Consider the following 15,869-nt stretch of genomic DNA (forward strand, 5'->3'; position numbering starts at 1 on the left):
CCAGACCACATCACGAACTGCCCGACGGTCGCGTCCCGAGGGTGTGAGTAGAGGAGGCCATCATGGCCAAGAAGGTAGCAGGGCAGCTGAAGCTTCAGGTGCCTGCCGGTAAGGCAAACCCGTCCCCGCCCGTCGGCCCGGCATTGGGTCAGCGCGGCATCAACATCATGGAATTCTGCAAGGCGTTCAACGCCAAGACGCAGGAAATGGAAGTCGGCGCCCCGTGCCCGACCGTGATCACCTACTACGTGGACAAATCGTTCACGATGGAGATCAAGACCCCGCCCGCGTCCTATTATCTCAAGAAGGCCGCCAAGCTGAAATCCGGCGCCAAGACCCCTTCGCGTGAAGTGGCCGGCACCGTGACCGCAAAGCAGGTCCGTGAGATCGCCGAAGCGAAGATGGCAGATCTGAACGCCACCGACATCGACGGCGCCATGAAAATCATCCTGGGCTCCGCCCGGTCGATGGGCATCGAGGTGAAGTGATGGCCAAACTCGGTAAGCGCATGACGGCTGCGAAAGCCGCATTCGAAGGCAAGCACGAGATCTCCATCGACGAGGCGATCAGCCTGGTCAAGGGGAACGCAAAGGCGAAGTTCGACGAGACCGTCGAAATCGCGATGACGCTGGGCGTCGATCCGCGCCACGCTGACCAGATGGTCCGCGGCGTCGTGACCCTGCCCAACGGCACCGGCAAGACGGTCCGCGTGGCTGTGTTCGCACGCGGTCCGAAGGCTGAGGAAGCGACCGAAGCGGGCGCGGACGTGGTCGGTGCCGAAGATTTGATGGAGCAGGTCCAGGCCGGCAACATCAACTTCGATCGCTGCATCGCGACCCCTGACATGATGCCGATCGTCGGCCGTCTGGGCAAGATTCTGGGCCCGCGCAACCTGATGCCGAACCCGCGTGTCGGCACGGTGACGATGGACGTGAAGGCTGCCGTCGAGGCAGCCAAGGGCGGCGAAGTGCAGTTCAAGGCCGAGAAGGCCGGTGTGGTGCACGCAGGCGTCGGCAAGGTCTCCTTCGACGAGGCAGCCCTGGTCGAGAACGTCAAGGCGTTCGTGAACGCCGTAAACAAGGCGAAGCCGTCGGGCGCGAAGGGAACTTACATCAAGTCCATCGCCCTGACCTCCACCATGGGCCCCGGCGTCAAGCTTGACGTTGCAGGCTCCGTCGCGGAATAAGCGGCGATACTGATTCCCCGCCGCGTGGCGGGGATGTTCCGGGGCAGGGTTTCCTGCCCCATCCGTCCGAGACGGTGGGTGATCCGGCCTGCAAGCCAGAATGGATCGTAATTCCTGCCATAGACGGGGGACATGTTGAGGTTCTGCCCTCGGGCGGATCTTGGCGGGACCCCGGACGGGAACCCAAGGGATGGGCGTTCGCGCCCATCAACATGAGCCGGCGGGGGATACCTCGCCTAATATTGGAGCAACACTGTGGATAGAGCCCAAAAAGAATCGGTTGTGGCAGAGCTCAACCAGATTTTCACGGACTCTGGCGTCGTTGTAGTCTCGCACTACGTCGGCCTCTCGGTTGCCGAAATGACTGCGTTCCGTACTTCCGTCCGTGAGGCCGGGGGTGCAGTGCGTGTCGCCAAGAACAGGCTCGCCAAGATCGCCCTAGAAGGGACCCCTGCCGCTGGCATGGGCGACCTTCTGTCCGGCATGACCGTTATCGCCTACTCCGAAGACCCCGTGGCAGCAGCCAAGGCCGTCAACGAGTTCGCAAAGTCGAATGACAAACTGCAAGTCATCGGCGGCGCAATGGGCGACAACGTGCTTGATCCGGCCGGTGTGAAAGCTGTTGCGGCCATGCCGTCGCGTGAGGAGCTTATCGCTTCCATCGCGGCGTGCCTGGGTGCACCCGGCTCGAACATCGCGGGCGCCATCGGCGCACCTGCTTCCAACATCGCGTCGATCCTGTCGACGCTGGAAGAACGCGAAGCGGCGTAAGTCAAAGGCATACGGGAGGACGGTTTGGAGCGATACGCACCGGCCCGGACTCAACAGAACTGAAAGCATAGGAACAGACAAATGGCTGACCTCAAGAAACTCGCAGAAGAGATCGTGGGCCTGACCCTCCTCGAAGCTGCTGAACTGAAGAACATCCTCAAGGACGAGTACGGCATCGAGCCGGCAGCCGGTGGCGCCGTCATGATGGCTGGCCCTGCCGACGCAGGTGCCGCTGCTGAAGAGCAGACCGAGTTCGACGTGATCCTCAAGTCCGCAGGCGACAAGAAGATCAACGTGATCAAGGAAGTCCGCGCGATCACCGGCCTCGGCCTCAAGGAAGCCAAGGATCTGGTCGAAGCTGGCGGCAAGGCCGTCAAGGAAGCCGTGTCCAAGGAAGAAGCAGAAGAGATCAAGGGCAAGCTGGAAGCAGCTGGCGCCGAAGTCGAGCTCAAGTAATCCTTTTGAGAAACCTTTGCATCGCAAGGGTTGTAAAACCGGGGCTGGACGCGCATATGTGCGTGTCCAGCCTCAGCCGCTTCTCCTCCTGTGTCCGCCGCCCTATATGGACGGACCCAGCAGAAGGTGCGTTACATCCGGGTGCAGTGCGTGTGGGAGCGCACTGACAGAATGGGATGAACCCCCGATACGGGCTTTCGCCGGTGCCGCTGCCCAACGGTCACTGCGCGAGAACAGCACGAGGATACCTCACGCATGGTACAGACGTTTTCCGGTCACAAGCGGATCCGCCGTTTCTATGGAAAAATTCGCGAAGTCGCGAAAATGCCGAATCTCATCGAAGTGCAGAAGTCGTCCTACGACCTGTTCCTCGATTCGGGTGACGGCCCCCAGCCGACCGATGGAGAGGGCCTCATGGGCGTTTTCCAGTCGGTCTTCCCGATCAAGGATTTCAATGAAACCTCGATTCTGGAATTCGTGAAATACGAGCTCGAAGCCCCCAAATACGACGTCGAGGAATGCCAGCAACGCGACATGACCTATGCCGCGCCGCTGAAGGTGACGCTGCGTCTGATCGTCTTCGAAGTCGATGAGGATACCGGCGCGCGATCCGTCAAGGACATCAAGGAGCAGGACGTCTATATGGGCGATCTGCCGTTGATGACCGAAAACGGCACCTTCGTCGTCAATGGCACCGAGCGGGTCATCGTCTCGCAGATGCACCGTTCCCCCGGTGTGTTCTTCGATCATGATCGGGGCAAGACGCATGCTTCCGGCAAGTTGCTGTTCGCCTCGCGGATCATTCCCTATCGCGGCTCGTGGCTGGATTTCGAGTTCGATGCAAAGGACATCGTCTTCGCGCGGATCGACCGTCGGCGCAAGCTGCCTGTCACCACGTTGCTCTATGCGCTCGGCCTGGATCAGGACGGCATCATGGAGGCGTATTACAACACCGTCACCTATCGCAATGTGAAGGACAAGGGTTGGGCGACCCCGTTCTTCCCGGACCGCATTCGCGGCACCAAGCCGACGCATGACATCGTCAACGCGGCCAATGGTGAAGTGATCGCGGAGGCGGGCAAGAAGGTCACGCCGCGTACCGTCAAGCAGTTGAAGGACAGCGGTGAGGTCGAGGAAATCCTCGTGCCTTACGACGCGATCTTCGGGCGGTCGATCGCGCGCGATATCGTGAACCCGAAAACCGGCTACATCTATGCCGAGGCCGGTGCGGAGATCACTGAGGAAATCCTGGCCGAGCTGGCCGAGGCCGGTCACGAGACCATTCCGACCCTCGACATCGATCACGTCAACGTGGGCCCCTATATCCGCAACACCATGGTGGCGGACAAGAACCTCAACCGCGATACCGCGCTGCTGGACATCTACCGCGTGATGCGTCCGGGTGAGCCGCCGACCGTCGAGGCTGCCTCGACGATGTTCGACGCGATGTTCTTCGATTCCGAACGCTACGACCTGTCCGCGGTTGGCCGGGTGAAGATGAACATGCGTCTCGATCTGGATGCGCCTGACACCATGCGCACCCTGCGGCGTGAGGATATCATCGCCGTCATCAAGGCGCTGGTCGAACTGCGCGACGGCAAGGGCGATATCGACGATATCGACCACCTTGGAAACCGTCGTGTACGCTCCGTCGGTGAGCTGATGGAAAACCAGTACCGCGTTGGATTGCTGCGGATGGAGCGCGCGATCAAGGAGCGGATGTCATCGGTCGAGATCGACACGGTGATGCCGCAGGACCTGATCAACGCGAAGCCTGCCGCCGCCGCCGTGCGCGAATTCTTCGGCTCCTCGCAGCTGTCGCAGTTCATGGACCAGACGAACCCGCTGTCCGAAGTCACGCACAAGCGTCGTCTTTCCGCACTGGGACCGGGCGGCCTGACGCGGGAGCGTGCCGGCTTCGAGGTGCGCGACGTTCACCCGACCCATTATGGCCGGATGTGCCCGATCGAAACACCCGAAGGCCCGAATATCGGTCTGATCAACTCGCTGGCATCCTATGCCCGCGTCAACAAGTACGGCTTCATCGAGACACCTTACCGCGTCGTTACGGACGGTAAGGTCACCGACGAAGTGCAGTACATGTCCGCGACCGAGGAAAGCCGCTACACCATTGCGCAGGCGAACGCGCGCATCGATGGCGGCAACATGCTGGCCGACGATCTGGTTTCGACCCGGAAGGCAGGCGAGTTCGAACTGAACCCGCCCGAGAACGTGACCCTGATCGACGTCAGCCCCAAACAGCTGGTCTCCGTCGCGGCGTCGCTGATCCCGTTCCTTGAGAACGATGACGCGAACCGCGCGCTGATGGGTTCGAACATGCAACGTCAGGCCGTTCCGCTGGTCAAGGCGGAGGCGCCTTTCGTCGGTACGGGTATCGAGGAAGTCGTGGCACGCGATTCCGGCGCTTCGATCACGGCGGCCCGCGAAGGCGTGGTCGATCAGGTCGATGCGATGCGGATCGTGGTCCGCGCCACCGGCGATCTGCACCCGGGCGATGCGGGCGTGGATATCTACCGCCTGCGCAAGTTCCAGCGATCCAACCAGAACACCTGTATCAACCAGCGTCCGCTGGTGAAGGTGGGTGACCGCGTTCGCCAGGGCGAGGTTGTGGCCGATGGCCCCTCCACCGATCTGGGCGAATTGGCCCTGGGCAAGAACGTGCTGGTCGCGTTCATGCCGTGGAATGGCTACAACTACGAGGATTCCATCCTGATCTCCGAGCGGATCGTGAAGGATGACGTGTTCACCTCCATCCACCTGGAGGAGTTCGAGGTCGCCGCGCGTGACACGAAACTCGGACCGGAGGAAGTGACCCGCGATATCCCCAATGTTGGTGAGGAAGCGCTGCGCAACCTCGACGAAGCCGGTATTGTCTATATCGGTGCCGAGGTCGGACCGGGCGATATTCTGGTCGGCAAGATCACGCCCAAGGGCGAGAGCCCGATGACGCCGGAGGAAAAACTCCTCCGCGCTATCTTCGGTGAGAAGGCATCCGACGTTCGCGACACCTCGCTGCGTCTGCCCCCGGGTGACTACGGTACGGTCGTCGAGGTTCGCGTGTTCAACCGCCACGGTGTGGACAAGGATGAGCGCGCCCTGCAGATCGAGCGTGAGGAAGTTGAACGCCTGCAGCGGGACAAGGACGATGAGCTCGCAATTCTGGAGCGCAACATCTACTCCCGTCTGCGTGAGATGCTCACGGGCAAGACTGCCGTGAAGGGTCCGAAGGGCATCAAGGCTGGCTCGGTCATCGACGATGACATGCTCGACAACACGTTGAGCAAGGGTCTGTGGTGGCAGCTCGCGCTGGAGGAAGAGGACGACGCGAAAGGTGTCGAGGCGCTGCAAGGCCAGTTCGACGCGCAAAAGCGTACGCTCGACCGCCGGTTCGAGGACAAGGTCGACAAGGTTCGCCGTGGCGACGACCTGCCGCCGGGCGTGATGAAGATGGTCAAGGTCTTCATCGCCGTGAAGCGCAAGCTTCAGCCGGGGGACAAGATGGCGGGCCGTCACGGCAACAAGGGTGTCATCTCCCGCGTTGTGCCTGAGGAGGATATGCCCTTCCTCGCCGATGGTACGCCGGTCGATTTCGTTCTGAACCCGCTGGGCGTTCCGTCGCGGATGAACGTTGGTCAGATCCTTGAGACGCATATGGGCTGGGCCGCGCGCGGTCTGGGTGAGAGCATCGCAAACTCGCTGGATGAATATCGCCGTTCCGGTGACATGACCCCGGTGAAGGACGCGATGAAGATCGCCTATGGTGAGGACGTGTACAACGAATCCACCGCCGACATGACCGATGAGGAGTTCCTGGAGGCCGCGGGCAACGTGACCCGTGGTGTTCCGATCGCGACGCCGGTCTTCGACGGCGCGAAGGAGCCTGACGTCAACGATGCGCTGCGGCGTGCCGGTCTGGACGAAAGCGGCCAGTCTGTCGTCTTTGACGGCCGGACAGGTGAGCAGTTCGCGCGCAAGGTGACGGTGGGGGTCAAGTACCTGCTGAAACTGCACCACCTGGTGGACGACAAGATCCACGCCCGTTCGACCGGGCCGTACTCCCTCGTCACGCAGCAGCCGCTGGGTGGTAAGGCACAGTTCGGTGGCCAGCGCTTCGGTGAGATGGAGGTCTGGGCGCTGGAAGCGTACGGCGCCGCCTACACCTTGCAGGAAATGCTGACGGTGAAGTCGGATGACGTCGCGGGCCGGACCAAGGTCTATGAGGCTATCGTGAAGGGCGAGAATGACTTCGAGGCCGGTGTGCCTGAATCGTTCAACGTTCTCGTCAAGGAAATCCGGTCGCTCGGTCTGAATATCGAGCTGCTGGATTCCGAAGCGGAGTGATCGCAAGGCCGGGGGCGGACCGCCGCCCCCGTCTAGCGGCCCGAGGGCCGCGTATTGCCAATGACAGTTAGGATCACAAGATGAACCAAGAGCTTATCAACAACCCGTTCAGCCCGGTTGCCCCGCTCAAGACTTTCGACGAGATCAAGATCTCTCTGGCCTCGCCGGAGCGGATCCTGAGCTGGTCCTTCGGTGAGATCAAGAAGCCGGAAACCATCAACTACCGGACCTTCAAGCCCGAGCGGGACGGCCTGTTCTGCGCCCGGATCTTTGGTCCGATCAAGGATTACGAGTGCCTGTGCGGCAAGTACAAGCGCATGAAGTATCGCGGTGTGACCTGCGAAAAATGCGGCGTCGAAGTGACGTTGCAAAAGGTCCGTCGTGAGCGGATGGGCCACATCGAACTGGCTGCACCCGTCGCGCATATCTGGTTCCTGAAATCGCTGCCCAGCCGCATCGGCCTGATGCTGGACATGACGCTGCGCGATCTGGAGCGGATCCTGTATTTCGAGCAGTACGTGGTGATCGAGCCCGGCCTGACCGAACTGACCAAGGGTCAGCTGCTGACCGAGGAAGAGTTCCTCGACGCCGAGGATCTGTACGGTGCCGACGCGTTCCGCTGCGGCATCGGCGCAGAGGCGATCCGCGAAATGCTGGCCGATATCGACCTGGATGCGGAGGCAGAGCAACTGCGCGCCGATCTGGCGGAGGCAACCGGCGAGCTGAAGCCCAAGAAGATCATCAAGCGTCTGAAACTGGTCGAGAACTTCCTCGATTCCGGTAACCGGCCCGAATGGATGATCCTGACCGTGATCCCCGTGATCCCGCCCGAGCTGCGCCCGCTGGTGCCGCTGGACGGTGGCCGTTTCGCGACCTCCGATCTTAACGATCTGTATCGTCGGGTCATCAACCGGAACAACCGCCTGAAGCGTCTGATCGAGTTGCGCGCGCCGGACATCATCATTCGTAACGAAAAGCGGATGTTGCAGGAATCCGTCGATGCGCTGTTCGACAATGGTCGTCGCGGCCGCGTTATCACGGGTGCGAACAAGCGTCCGCTGAAGTCGCTGTCCGATATGCTCAAGGGCAAGCAGGGCCGCTTCCGTCAGAACCTTCTGGGCAAGCGGGTCGATTTCTCAGGCCGTTCGGTCATCGTGACCGGCCCCGAACTGAAGCTGCACCAATGTGGCCTGCCCAAGAAGATGGCGCTGGAGCTGTTCAAGCCGTTCATTTACTCGCGACTCGACGCGAAGGGCCTCAGCTCGACCGTCAAACAGGCGAAAAAGCTGGTCGAAAAGGAGCGCCCCGAAGTTTGGGACATCCTCGACGAGGTGATCCGCGAGCATCCGGTCATGCTCAACCGTGCGCCGACATTGCACCGTCTGGGCATCCAGGCGTTCGAGCCGGTCCTGATTGAAGGCAAGGCGATCCAGCTGCACCCGCTGGTCTGCTCCGCGTTCAACGCTGATTTCGACGGCGACCAGATGGCGGTTCACGTGCCCCTCAGCATGGAGGCGCAGCTTGAGGCGCGCGTCCTGATGATGTCGACGAACAACGTCCTGTCGCCTGCGAACGGCAAGCCGATCATCGTGCCTTCGCAGGATATGATCCTCGGCCTGTACTACATCACGCTGGCGCGGGATGGGCAAAAGGGTGAGGGCATGATCTTCGGCTCGATCGAGGAGGTCGATCACGCCCTGAACGCCGGCACCGTGCACCTGCATTCCAAGATCACCGCGCGTATCCCGCAGGTGAACGAGGATGGTGAGACGGTGATGCAGCGGTTCGAGACCACGCCGGGCCGTCTGCGTCTGGGCGCGCTGTTGCCGCTGAACGCGAAGGCACCGTTCGACATCGTCAACCGCCTGCTGCGCAAGAAGGAGGTGGCCGAGGTCATCGACACCGTCTACCGCCATTGCGGTCAGAAGGAATCGGTTATCTTCTGCGATCAGATCATGACGCTCGGCTTTACCGAGGCGTTCAAGGCCGGCATCTCGTTCGGCAAGGACGACATGGTCATTCCCGACTCCAAGTGGACCATCGTCGAGGCGGTTCGCGATCAGGTGAAGGAATTCGAGCGCCAGTACATGGACGGCCTGATTACTCAGGGCGAAAAGTACAACAAGGTGGTCGATGCCTGGTCTCAGTGCTCCGACACCGTGGCCGACGCGATGATGGCGGAAATCTCCGCCATGCGGAAGGACGATGCCGGTGCCGAGATGGAACCGAACTCGGTCTACATGATGTCGCATTCCGGTGCGCGTGGCTCCCCTGCTCAGATGAAGCAGCTGGGCGGTATGCGCGGCCTGATGGCCAAGCCGTCGGGTGAGATCATCGAGACGCCGATCGTGTCGAACTTCAAGGAAGGTCTGACCGTGGCGGAGTACTTCAACTCCACCCACGGTGCCCGTAAGGGTCTGGCCGACACCGCGCTCAAGACCGCGAACTCCGGCTATCTGACCCGGCGTCTGGTGGACGTCGCGCAGGACTGCATCGTCAAGATCGACGATTGCGGAACCGACAAGTCGATCACTGCATCTGCCGTCATCACCGATGGCGATGTCGTGGCCAGCCTGTCCGAGCGTATTCTGGGCCGCGTCGCCGCAGAGGATGTGCTGGATCCTGCGGATGAGACACGTGTCATCTGCAAGGAAGGTGAGCTGATCGACGAGCGCATGGCCGATCTGATCGAAGGCGCTGCCGTGCAGTCGATGAAGATGCGTTCGCCGCTGACATGTGAAGCGGACGATGGCATCTGCGCACAGTGCTACGGTCGCGACCTCGCACGCGGGACCAAGGTGAATCCGGGTGAAGCTGTCGGCATCATCGCCGCGCAGTCCATCGGGGAACCCGGCACGCAGCTGACGATGCGGACATTCCACATCGGCGGCATCGCGCAGGGTGGTTCGCAATCCTATCTGGAGGCGACGCAGCCCGGTAAGGTCGAGCTTCGCAACAAGAACGTCATCACCAACTCCTCGGGTGAGGTGATCGTTCTGGGCCGCAACATGTCCATCGCTATCATGGATGAGCATGGCGTGGCGCGGGCCGAGTACAAGATGGCCTATGGTTCGACCCTGCTGATCGCGGAAGGTCAGGAAATCGCACGCGGTGACAAGCTCGCCGAGTGGGATCCCTACACCTTGCCGATCATCGCCGAGAAGGACGGAACCGCGAAGTTCGTGGACCTGACGCCCGGTATTTCCGTGCGTGAGGATACGGATGATGCGACCGGTATTTCCCAGCGGATCGTTTCGGATTGGCGCGCGGCCCCCAAGGGCAACGAGCTGAAGCCGGCGATCATCCTCGCGGATGCCGAAGGGGAGCCTGTGCGTCTGGACAACGACAACCCGGCTGCCTACGCGATGTCGGTGGACGCAATTCTGTCGGTCGAGGACGGGCAGGACATGAAGGCCGGCGACGTGCTGGCGCGTATCCCGCGTGAGGGCGCGAAGACGAAGGACATCACCGGTGGTCTGCCGCGTGTTGCCGAACTCTTCGAGGCACGCCGTCCCAAGGATCACGCGATCATCGCGGAGCAGGACGGCTATGTCCGGTTCGGCAAGGACTACAAGAACAAGCGTCGTATCACGCTCGAACCCGCCGACGACACGATGGAAGCGGTCGAGTACCTGGTTCCCAAGGGCAAGCACATCCCCGTGGCCGAAGGCGACTTCGTCCAGAAGGGTGAGTACATCATGGACGGCAACCCGGCCCCCCATGACATCCTCGCCATTCTGGGGATCGAGGCGCTGGCGGACTACCTCATCAACGAGGTTCAGGACGTCTATCGTTTGCAGGGTGTGAAGATCAACGACAAGCACATCGAGGTGATCGTTCGCCAGATGCTGCAAAAGTGGGAGATCTCCGAGTCCGGTGGAACCACGCTGTTGAAGGGTGAGCAGGTCGACAAGATCGAGTTCGACGAGGCGAACGAAAAGGCGATCTCCAAGGGTGGGGCCCCTGCGAAGGGTGCGCCGATCCTGCTGGGGATTACCAAAGCGTCGCTTCAGACACGCTCGTTCATTTCGGCGGCTTCGTTCCAGGAAACCACGCGGGTGCTGACGGAGGCATCCACGCAGGGCAAGCGGGACAAGCTGATCGGCCTGAAGGAAAACGTCATCGTCGGCCGGTTGATCCCGGCAGGCACCGGGGGCGCAACCCACGACATCAAGCGTGTGGCACAGGAGCGGGACAACAAGGTCATCGCCCAGCGTCAGAAGGAGGCGCAGGCCGCGCTGGCCAAGGCAGAGGCGGAAGCCGCAGCCGAGGAACCCGCTGACGAGTAATCCCTCGTCACATGAATTTGGAAAAGCCCCGGTCCACGCACCGGGGCTTTTTCGTTTCGAATGATGACTTCCCTGAGAGGCAGCTTCACCGGCTCTTTTCACGGGAGGTGGCGGAACCTACCTTGAAGCAAACAGGTTCAGGAGTACGCCATGCTACGCAATGCCCTATCTTCGATCGCGATATCGCTCATGCTCGTCGTGCCAGCGGTCGCGCAGGAGCAGCGACAGGAGGAGGCCCTGGCCGAGGAGGTCCTGCTGCTCAACGGCTTCGACACGCTGACGGAGGATCAGGCGCGCAATCTGGCCAAGGCACCCGAGGGCACCGCCGAGGCCGATCCGAATTTGGCGAATGCCTGGAGCCGGCTGGGTGTCAGATTCTTCGCGCCCGAGCCTGTGTTCGAGGCGGCGGCGGCAGAATTGGCGGACCTTGCCAGCGTCGAGGAGCTGGAGACCCTCCGCGATTTCTTCGCCTCGGGGCTGGGGCAGCGTGTGACCGCGCTGGAGGAGGCGAGCCAGACGCCCGACATGGACGACGTGAACCAGACTGAACTGGGCCATGCCATTCTGGCGAACGACACCGACGCGGACCGTCTGGAGGCATTGCAACGCCTGGCGCTGGCCTTCGGCACGCCAGAGGAAACGGCAGCGATGAGCCTGAATACCCAGTTTGTCTTTCAAAAGGCTCTGAACGAAAATCTTGGCCGCGCGATTCCCGAGGCCGACCTGCTGGCGATGATCATCACGCAGCAGGACGATATGATCGACAGATTGCGCACCGAGTCGGTGGCGGGGAAGGCATTCGTCTATCAGTCCCTGTCCGTGGACGAACTGAACGCCTATAGCGAACTGCTCGAAAGCGAAGCTGGCAAAAAGATGTACGATGCCGTAGAAGCGGGCATGGCGCAGGAATTGCACAGTCAAATGAGAGACTTCGCAGCCGCGTTGGGCGCCGCGATCGGGGCCGAGAATATTTGACGTGGCGCCATTTTTCCCGCATGGGAATGGCTGGTTGACACCATGAAGACTCGGGCGTAGTTTCCGCCCACTTTCATAGGGCCGATTGGTCCCTTGAATACGATATAGCCGAAACTGGCGATGCATGATCCGGGCAGATGCCCCGATCCTCTGAAATTCACGCCATTGCGATCCTCAAGGGGGTCGCGGTGGCTCGTGCGTGCCATGAGGCGCGCATCAGGGCGTTGAACGAACGATAGGGCGAGATAGAATGCCGACGATTCAACAGCTGATCCGCAAGCCGCGGCAGCCAAAGGTCAAGCGCTCGAAGTCGCAGCATCTGGAGGGTTGCCCCCAGAAGCGCGGCGTCTGTACGCGTGTTTACACTACGACTCCGAAGAAGCCGAACTCCGCTATGCGGAAAGTTGCGAAGGTTCGCCTGACCAACGGCTACGAGGTGATTTCCTACATCCCGGGTGAAAGCCACAACCTTCAGGAGCACTCCGTGGTTCTGATTCGTGGCGGCCGGGTGAAGGATCTTCCCGGCGTCCGCTACCACATCCTTCGCGGTGTGCTCGATACGCAAGGCGTCAAGGATCGTCGCCAGCGTCGTTCGAAGTACGGCGCGAAGCGTCCGAAATAAGAAGGAGTTCGCGAGATGTCACGTCGCCATCGCGCCGAGAAACGGGAAGTGCTGCCTGACGCCAAGTATGGCGACAAGGTGCTGACCAAATTCATGAATAACCTGATGTACGACGGCAAGAAATCTGCCGCCGAAAGCATCGTGTACGGCGCGATGACCCGTGTCGAGGAGCGCATCAAGCGTGAGCCGATCGAGGTCTTCCACGAGGCGCTGGACAACATCAAGCCGGCCCTGGAAGTTCGTTCCCGCCGGGTTGGTGGTGCGACCTATCAGGTCCCCGTCGAGGTCCGTCCCGAGCGGCGTGAGGCGCTGGCGATTCGCTGGCTCATCAACGCATCTCGCGCCCGCAACGAGAATACGATGGAAGAGCGCCTCGCAGGCGAGCTGCTCGACGCCGTGAACTCGCGCGGAACGGCCGTGAAGAAACGCGAAGACACGCACAAGATGGCAGAGGCGAACAAGGCCTTCTCCCATTACCGCTGGTAATTCGAGCCTAGAGGACCATCCACATGGCACGCGACTATCCCCTTGAGCGCTACCGGAACTTTGGAATCATGGCGCATATCGATGCAGGTAAGACCACCTGCACCGAGCGGATTCTGTTTTATACCGGCAAGTCTCACAAGATCGGCGAAGTCCACGACGGCGCCGCGACCATGGACTGGATGGAGCAGGAGCAGGAGCGTGGCATCACGATCACCTCTGCTGCGACGACCACGTTCTGGGAGCGTACGTCGACAGGTGACGAAGCCGAGACGCCGAAGCACCGCTTCAACATCATCGACACGCCCGGTCACGTGGACTTCACCATCGAGGTCGAGCGTTCGCTCGCCGTTCTCGACGGCGCTGTTTGCGTGCTCGACGCGAATGCCGGTGTGGAGCCGCAGACCGAAACCGTCTGGCGTCAGGCTGACCGGTACAAGGTTCCGCGGATCGTGTTCGTCAACAAGATGGACAAGATCGGCGCGGACTTCGACAACTGCGTCGACATGATCCGCAAGCGGACCGGCGCGCGTGCGATGCCGATCCAGATTCCGATCGGGGCCGAGACGGAGCTGGAAGGCATCGTCGATCTGGTCACCATGGAAGAGTGGACCTGGGTCGGTGAAGACCTGGGTGCGTCCTGGACCCGTCAGCCCATCCGCGATTCCCTCAAGGATCGCTGTGATGAGCTGCGTGCGGAAATGATCGAGCTCGCCGTCGAAATGGACGACGACATCATGGAAGCATATCTGGACGGCACTGAGCCGGATGTCGCGACCCTGCGCAAGCTGATCCGCAAGGGCACGCTGTCGATGTCCTTCGTTCCCGTGCTGGCCGGTTCGGCGTTCAAGAACAAGGGTGTTCAGCCCCTGTTGAACGCTGTGATCGACTATCTGCCCGGTCCTCTCGACGTTCCTGCCTATATGGGCTTCAAGCCGGGCGACGAGACGGAAACCCGCGATCAGGCACGTCACGCCGATGATAACGAGCCGTTCTCCGGTCTTGCATTCAAGATCATGAACGATCCGTTCATGGGCACGCTGACCTTCACCCGCGTCTACTCCGGCATGGTCAAGAAGGGCGACAGCTTCCTGAACTCGACCAAGGGCAAGAAAGAGCGCATCGGCCGTATGGTCATGATGCACTCCAACAACCAGGAAGAGATCCAGGAAGCGTTCGCAGGCGACATCATTGCGCTTGCAGGCCTGAAGGATACGACGACGGGCGATACGCTTTGCGCGATCAACGCTCCGGTCGTTCTGGAAACGATGACGTTCCCCGATCCCGTGATCGAGATCGCCGTCGAGCCCAAGACGAAGGCGGACCAAGAGAAGATGTCTCAGGGTCTGGCGCGTCTGGCTGCCGAGGATCCCTCCTTCCGTGTGGAAACTGATCTCGAATCCGGTCAGACCATCATGAAGGGCATGGGCGAACTTCACCTCGATATCCTGGTCGACCGCCTCAAGCGGGAATTCAAGGTCGAGGCGAACATCGGTGCGCCGCAGGTTGCCTATCGTGAGACAATCTCTCGCGAGGCCGAAATCGACTACACCCACAAGAAGCAATCTGGTGGTACGGGTCAGTTCGGTCGCGTCAAGATGATCATCACACCGACGGAGCCGGGCGAGGGCTACTCGTTCGAATCCAAGATCGTCGGCGGTGCCGTGCCCAAGGAGTATATCCCGGGCGTGGAAAAGGGCATCAAGTCCGTCATGGACAGCGGGCCCCTGGCCGGCTTCCCCGTGATCGACTTCAAGGTCGCCCTGATCGACGGCGCGTTCCACGATGTCGACTCCAGCGTGCTGGCGTTCGAGATCGCGGCGCGGATGGGTATGCGTGAAGGTCTGCGCAAGGCTGGCGCGAAGCTGCTCGAACCGATGATGAAAGTCGAAGTTCTGACACCGGAAGAATACACCGGTTCGATCATCGGCGATCTGACCTCGCGTCGGGGCATGGTGCAGGGGCAGGATACGCGCGGCAACGCGATCGTCATCGACGCCTTCGTACCGCTGGCCAACATGTTCGGCTACATCAACAACCTGCGTTCCATGTCTTCGGGCCGGGCACAGTTCTCGATGCAGTTCGATCACTACGATGCGGTCCCGTCCAATATCTCGGAAGAGATTCAAGCGAAGTTCGCGTAAGGAGAGGGCTCGATGTTGCGTAGCGCATTTATCGGTGGATTGGCGGCTTTGTCGCTTCTGGGGTGCTCGGAACCCGGTGTGACGGAATATGTCGCACCAACTCTGGACGCCTCGACGATCCGCGCCGTCACCTTCACAGGTGCTACGGTAGATGCGCGCACGCTGCGAGCCGATATCGAGACCCCCGATTTCGACTCGATCACCGTACGTACGGAGGTCGAGCGGGCCGCTCAAAATGAGTTGGTCTGGGATATCGGGGGAACGCGTCCGTCACGGGTCGAACTGGTTGTGACGGATCTGACCTTCGACGGTGGCGAAGCTGGCCTTTTCGGCCGGGGTGTCGCTGTGATGCGCGGAACAGTGTCCCTGGTGGACGCAGCTACGGGGGCGGAGATTGTCGCCCCCATCGAGATTTTCTCGACCGGTATCGGTTGGGTGGCGGATGGCACGCAGCCTGACATCACCCAGGCCGACAGCGGCACCGAGTTGACTGAATTGGCGGAGCAGTTCGTTGCTCGCGCCCGGCGGGTGCTTCTGGGCGCCTGAACGACGAAACACTTGCAATCCTGAAGGGGACTGAG

At 61.1% G+C, this 15,869-nt stretch carries 11 protein-coding genes; all 11 read left to right on the top strand.

Translation table 11 applies throughout. The features are described from left to right. The first annotated feature begins 62 nt into the window (after positions 1-62). The 11 genes from rplK (at position 63) to G8E03_RS04695 (ending at position 15,834) form a co-directional block, all read left to right on the top strand. Positions 63-488, top strand: a complete 426-nt coding sequence (gene rplK / locus G8E03_RS04645; protein ID WP_166189184.1) for a 50S ribosomal protein L11 — start codon at positions 63-65, stop codon at positions 486-488. Next, positions 488-1,186 (top strand): 50S ribosomal protein L1, encoded by a 699-nt coding sequence (gene rplA, locus G8E03_RS04650; protein ID WP_166189186.1) that lies wholly within the window; start codon positions 488-490, stop codon positions 1,184-1,186. The genes rplK and rplA overlap by 1 nt, the downstream gene beginning before the upstream one ends. Before the next feature lie 255 nt (positions 1,187-1,441). Continuing rightward, positions 1,442-1,957 carry a 50S ribosomal protein L10 gene (gene rplJ, locus G8E03_RS04655; protein WP_166189189.1) on the top strand — a complete coding sequence of 172 codons (516 nt, stop codon included), beginning with the start codon at positions 1,442-1,444 and terminating at the stop codon, positions 1,955-1,957. Between the two features lie 81 nt (positions 1,958-2,038). Beyond that, complete coding sequence (gene rplL / locus G8E03_RS04660; protein WP_166189191.1) at positions 2,039-2,413, top strand: 50S ribosomal protein L7/L12; 375 nt, start codon at positions 2,039-2,041, stop codon at positions 2,411-2,413. A 255-nt stretch (positions 2,414-2,668) separates the two neighbouring features. After that, the gene (gene rpoB / locus G8E03_RS04665) at positions 2,669-6,775 is read left to right on the top strand and encodes a DNA-directed RNA polymerase subunit beta (RefSeq protein WP_166189193.1); all 4,107 of its coding nucleotides are present in this window, start codon (positions 2,669-2,671) and stop codon (positions 6,773-6,775) included. Between the two features lie 80 nt (positions 6,776-6,855). Further along, entirely contained in the window at positions 6,856-11,064 is a 4,209-nt protein-coding gene (gene rpoC, locus G8E03_RS04670; RefSeq protein WP_166189196.1) for a DNA-directed RNA polymerase subunit beta', read from the top strand. A 150-nt stretch (positions 11,065-11,214) separates the two neighbouring features. Then, complete coding sequence (locus G8E03_RS04675) at positions 11,215-12,039, top strand: hypothetical protein (protein WP_166189198.1); 825 nt, start codon at positions 11,215-11,217, stop codon at positions 12,037-12,039. Positions 12,040-12,289: 250 nt separating this feature from the next. After that, a complete protein-coding gene (gene rpsL, locus G8E03_RS04680; protein ID WP_166189201.1) occupies positions 12,290-12,661 on the top strand; it encodes a 30S ribosomal protein S12 in 372 nt (123 codons plus the stop codon). Between the two features lie 15 nt (positions 12,662-12,676). Then, complete coding sequence (gene rpsG, locus G8E03_RS04685) at positions 12,677-13,147, top strand: 30S ribosomal protein S7 (RefSeq protein WP_166189203.1); 471 nt, start codon at positions 12,677-12,679, stop codon at positions 13,145-13,147. A 23-nt stretch (positions 13,148-13,170) separates the two neighbouring features. Further along, positions 13,171-15,288: an elongation factor G gene (fusA, locus tag G8E03_RS04690; RefSeq protein ID WP_166189205.1), complete on the top strand. Its 2,118-nt coding sequence runs from the start codon at positions 13,171-13,173 to the stop codon at positions 15,286-15,288. 12 nt (positions 15,289-15,300) lie between these two features. Beyond that, positions 15,301-15,834: a hypothetical protein gene (locus tag G8E03_RS04695; protein ID WP_166189207.1), complete on the top strand. Its 534-nt coding sequence runs from the start codon at positions 15,301-15,303 to the stop codon at positions 15,832-15,834. Positions 15,835-15,869: the final 35 nt, after the last annotated feature.

The sequence above is a fragment of the Pontivivens nitratireducens genome (assembly GCF_011290545.1).
GTDB classification, from domain to species: Bacteria; Pseudomonadota; Alphaproteobacteria; order Rhodobacterales; family Rhodobacteraceae; genus Pontivivens; species Pontivivens nitratireducens.

What these genes read in the sequence shown, in the direction of transcription:
- rplK (WP_166189184.1), top strand. Translation starts at nt 63, where the DNA reads ATGGCCAAGAAGGTAGCAGGGCAGCTGAAGCTTCAGGTGCCTGCCGGT.
- rplA (WP_166189186.1), top strand. Translation starts at nt 488, where the DNA reads ATGGCCAAACTCGGTAAGCGCATGACGGCTGCGAAAGCCGCATTCGAA.
- rplL (WP_166189191.1), top strand. Translation starts at nt 2,039, where the DNA reads ATGGCTGACCTCAAGAAACTCGCAGAAGAGATCGTGGGCCTGACCCTC.
- rpoB (WP_166189193.1), top strand. Translation starts at nt 2,669, where the DNA reads ATGGTACAGACGTTTTCCGGTCACAAGCGGATCCGCCGTTTCTATGGA.
- rpoC (WP_166189196.1), top strand. Translation starts at nt 6,856, where the DNA reads ATGAACCAAGAGCTTATCAACAACCCGTTCAGCCCGGTTGCCCCGCTC.
- G8E03_RS04675 (WP_166189198.1), top strand. Translation starts at nt 11,215, where the DNA reads ATGCTACGCAATGCCCTATCTTCGATCGCGATATCGCTCATGCTCGTC.
- rpsL (WP_166189201.1), top strand. Translation starts at nt 12,290, where the DNA reads ATGCCGACGATTCAACAGCTGATCCGCAAGCCGCGGCAGCCAAAGGTC.
- rpsG (WP_166189203.1), top strand. Translation starts at nt 12,677, where the DNA reads ATGTCACGTCGCCATCGCGCCGAGAAACGGGAAGTGCTGCCTGACGCC.
- fusA (WP_166189205.1), top strand. Translation starts at nt 13,171, where the DNA reads ATGGCACGCGACTATCCCCTTGAGCGCTACCGGAACTTTGGAATCATG.
- G8E03_RS04695 (WP_166189207.1), top strand. Translation starts at nt 15,301, where the DNA reads ATGTTGCGTAGCGCATTTATCGGTGGATTGGCGGCTTTGTCGCTTCTG.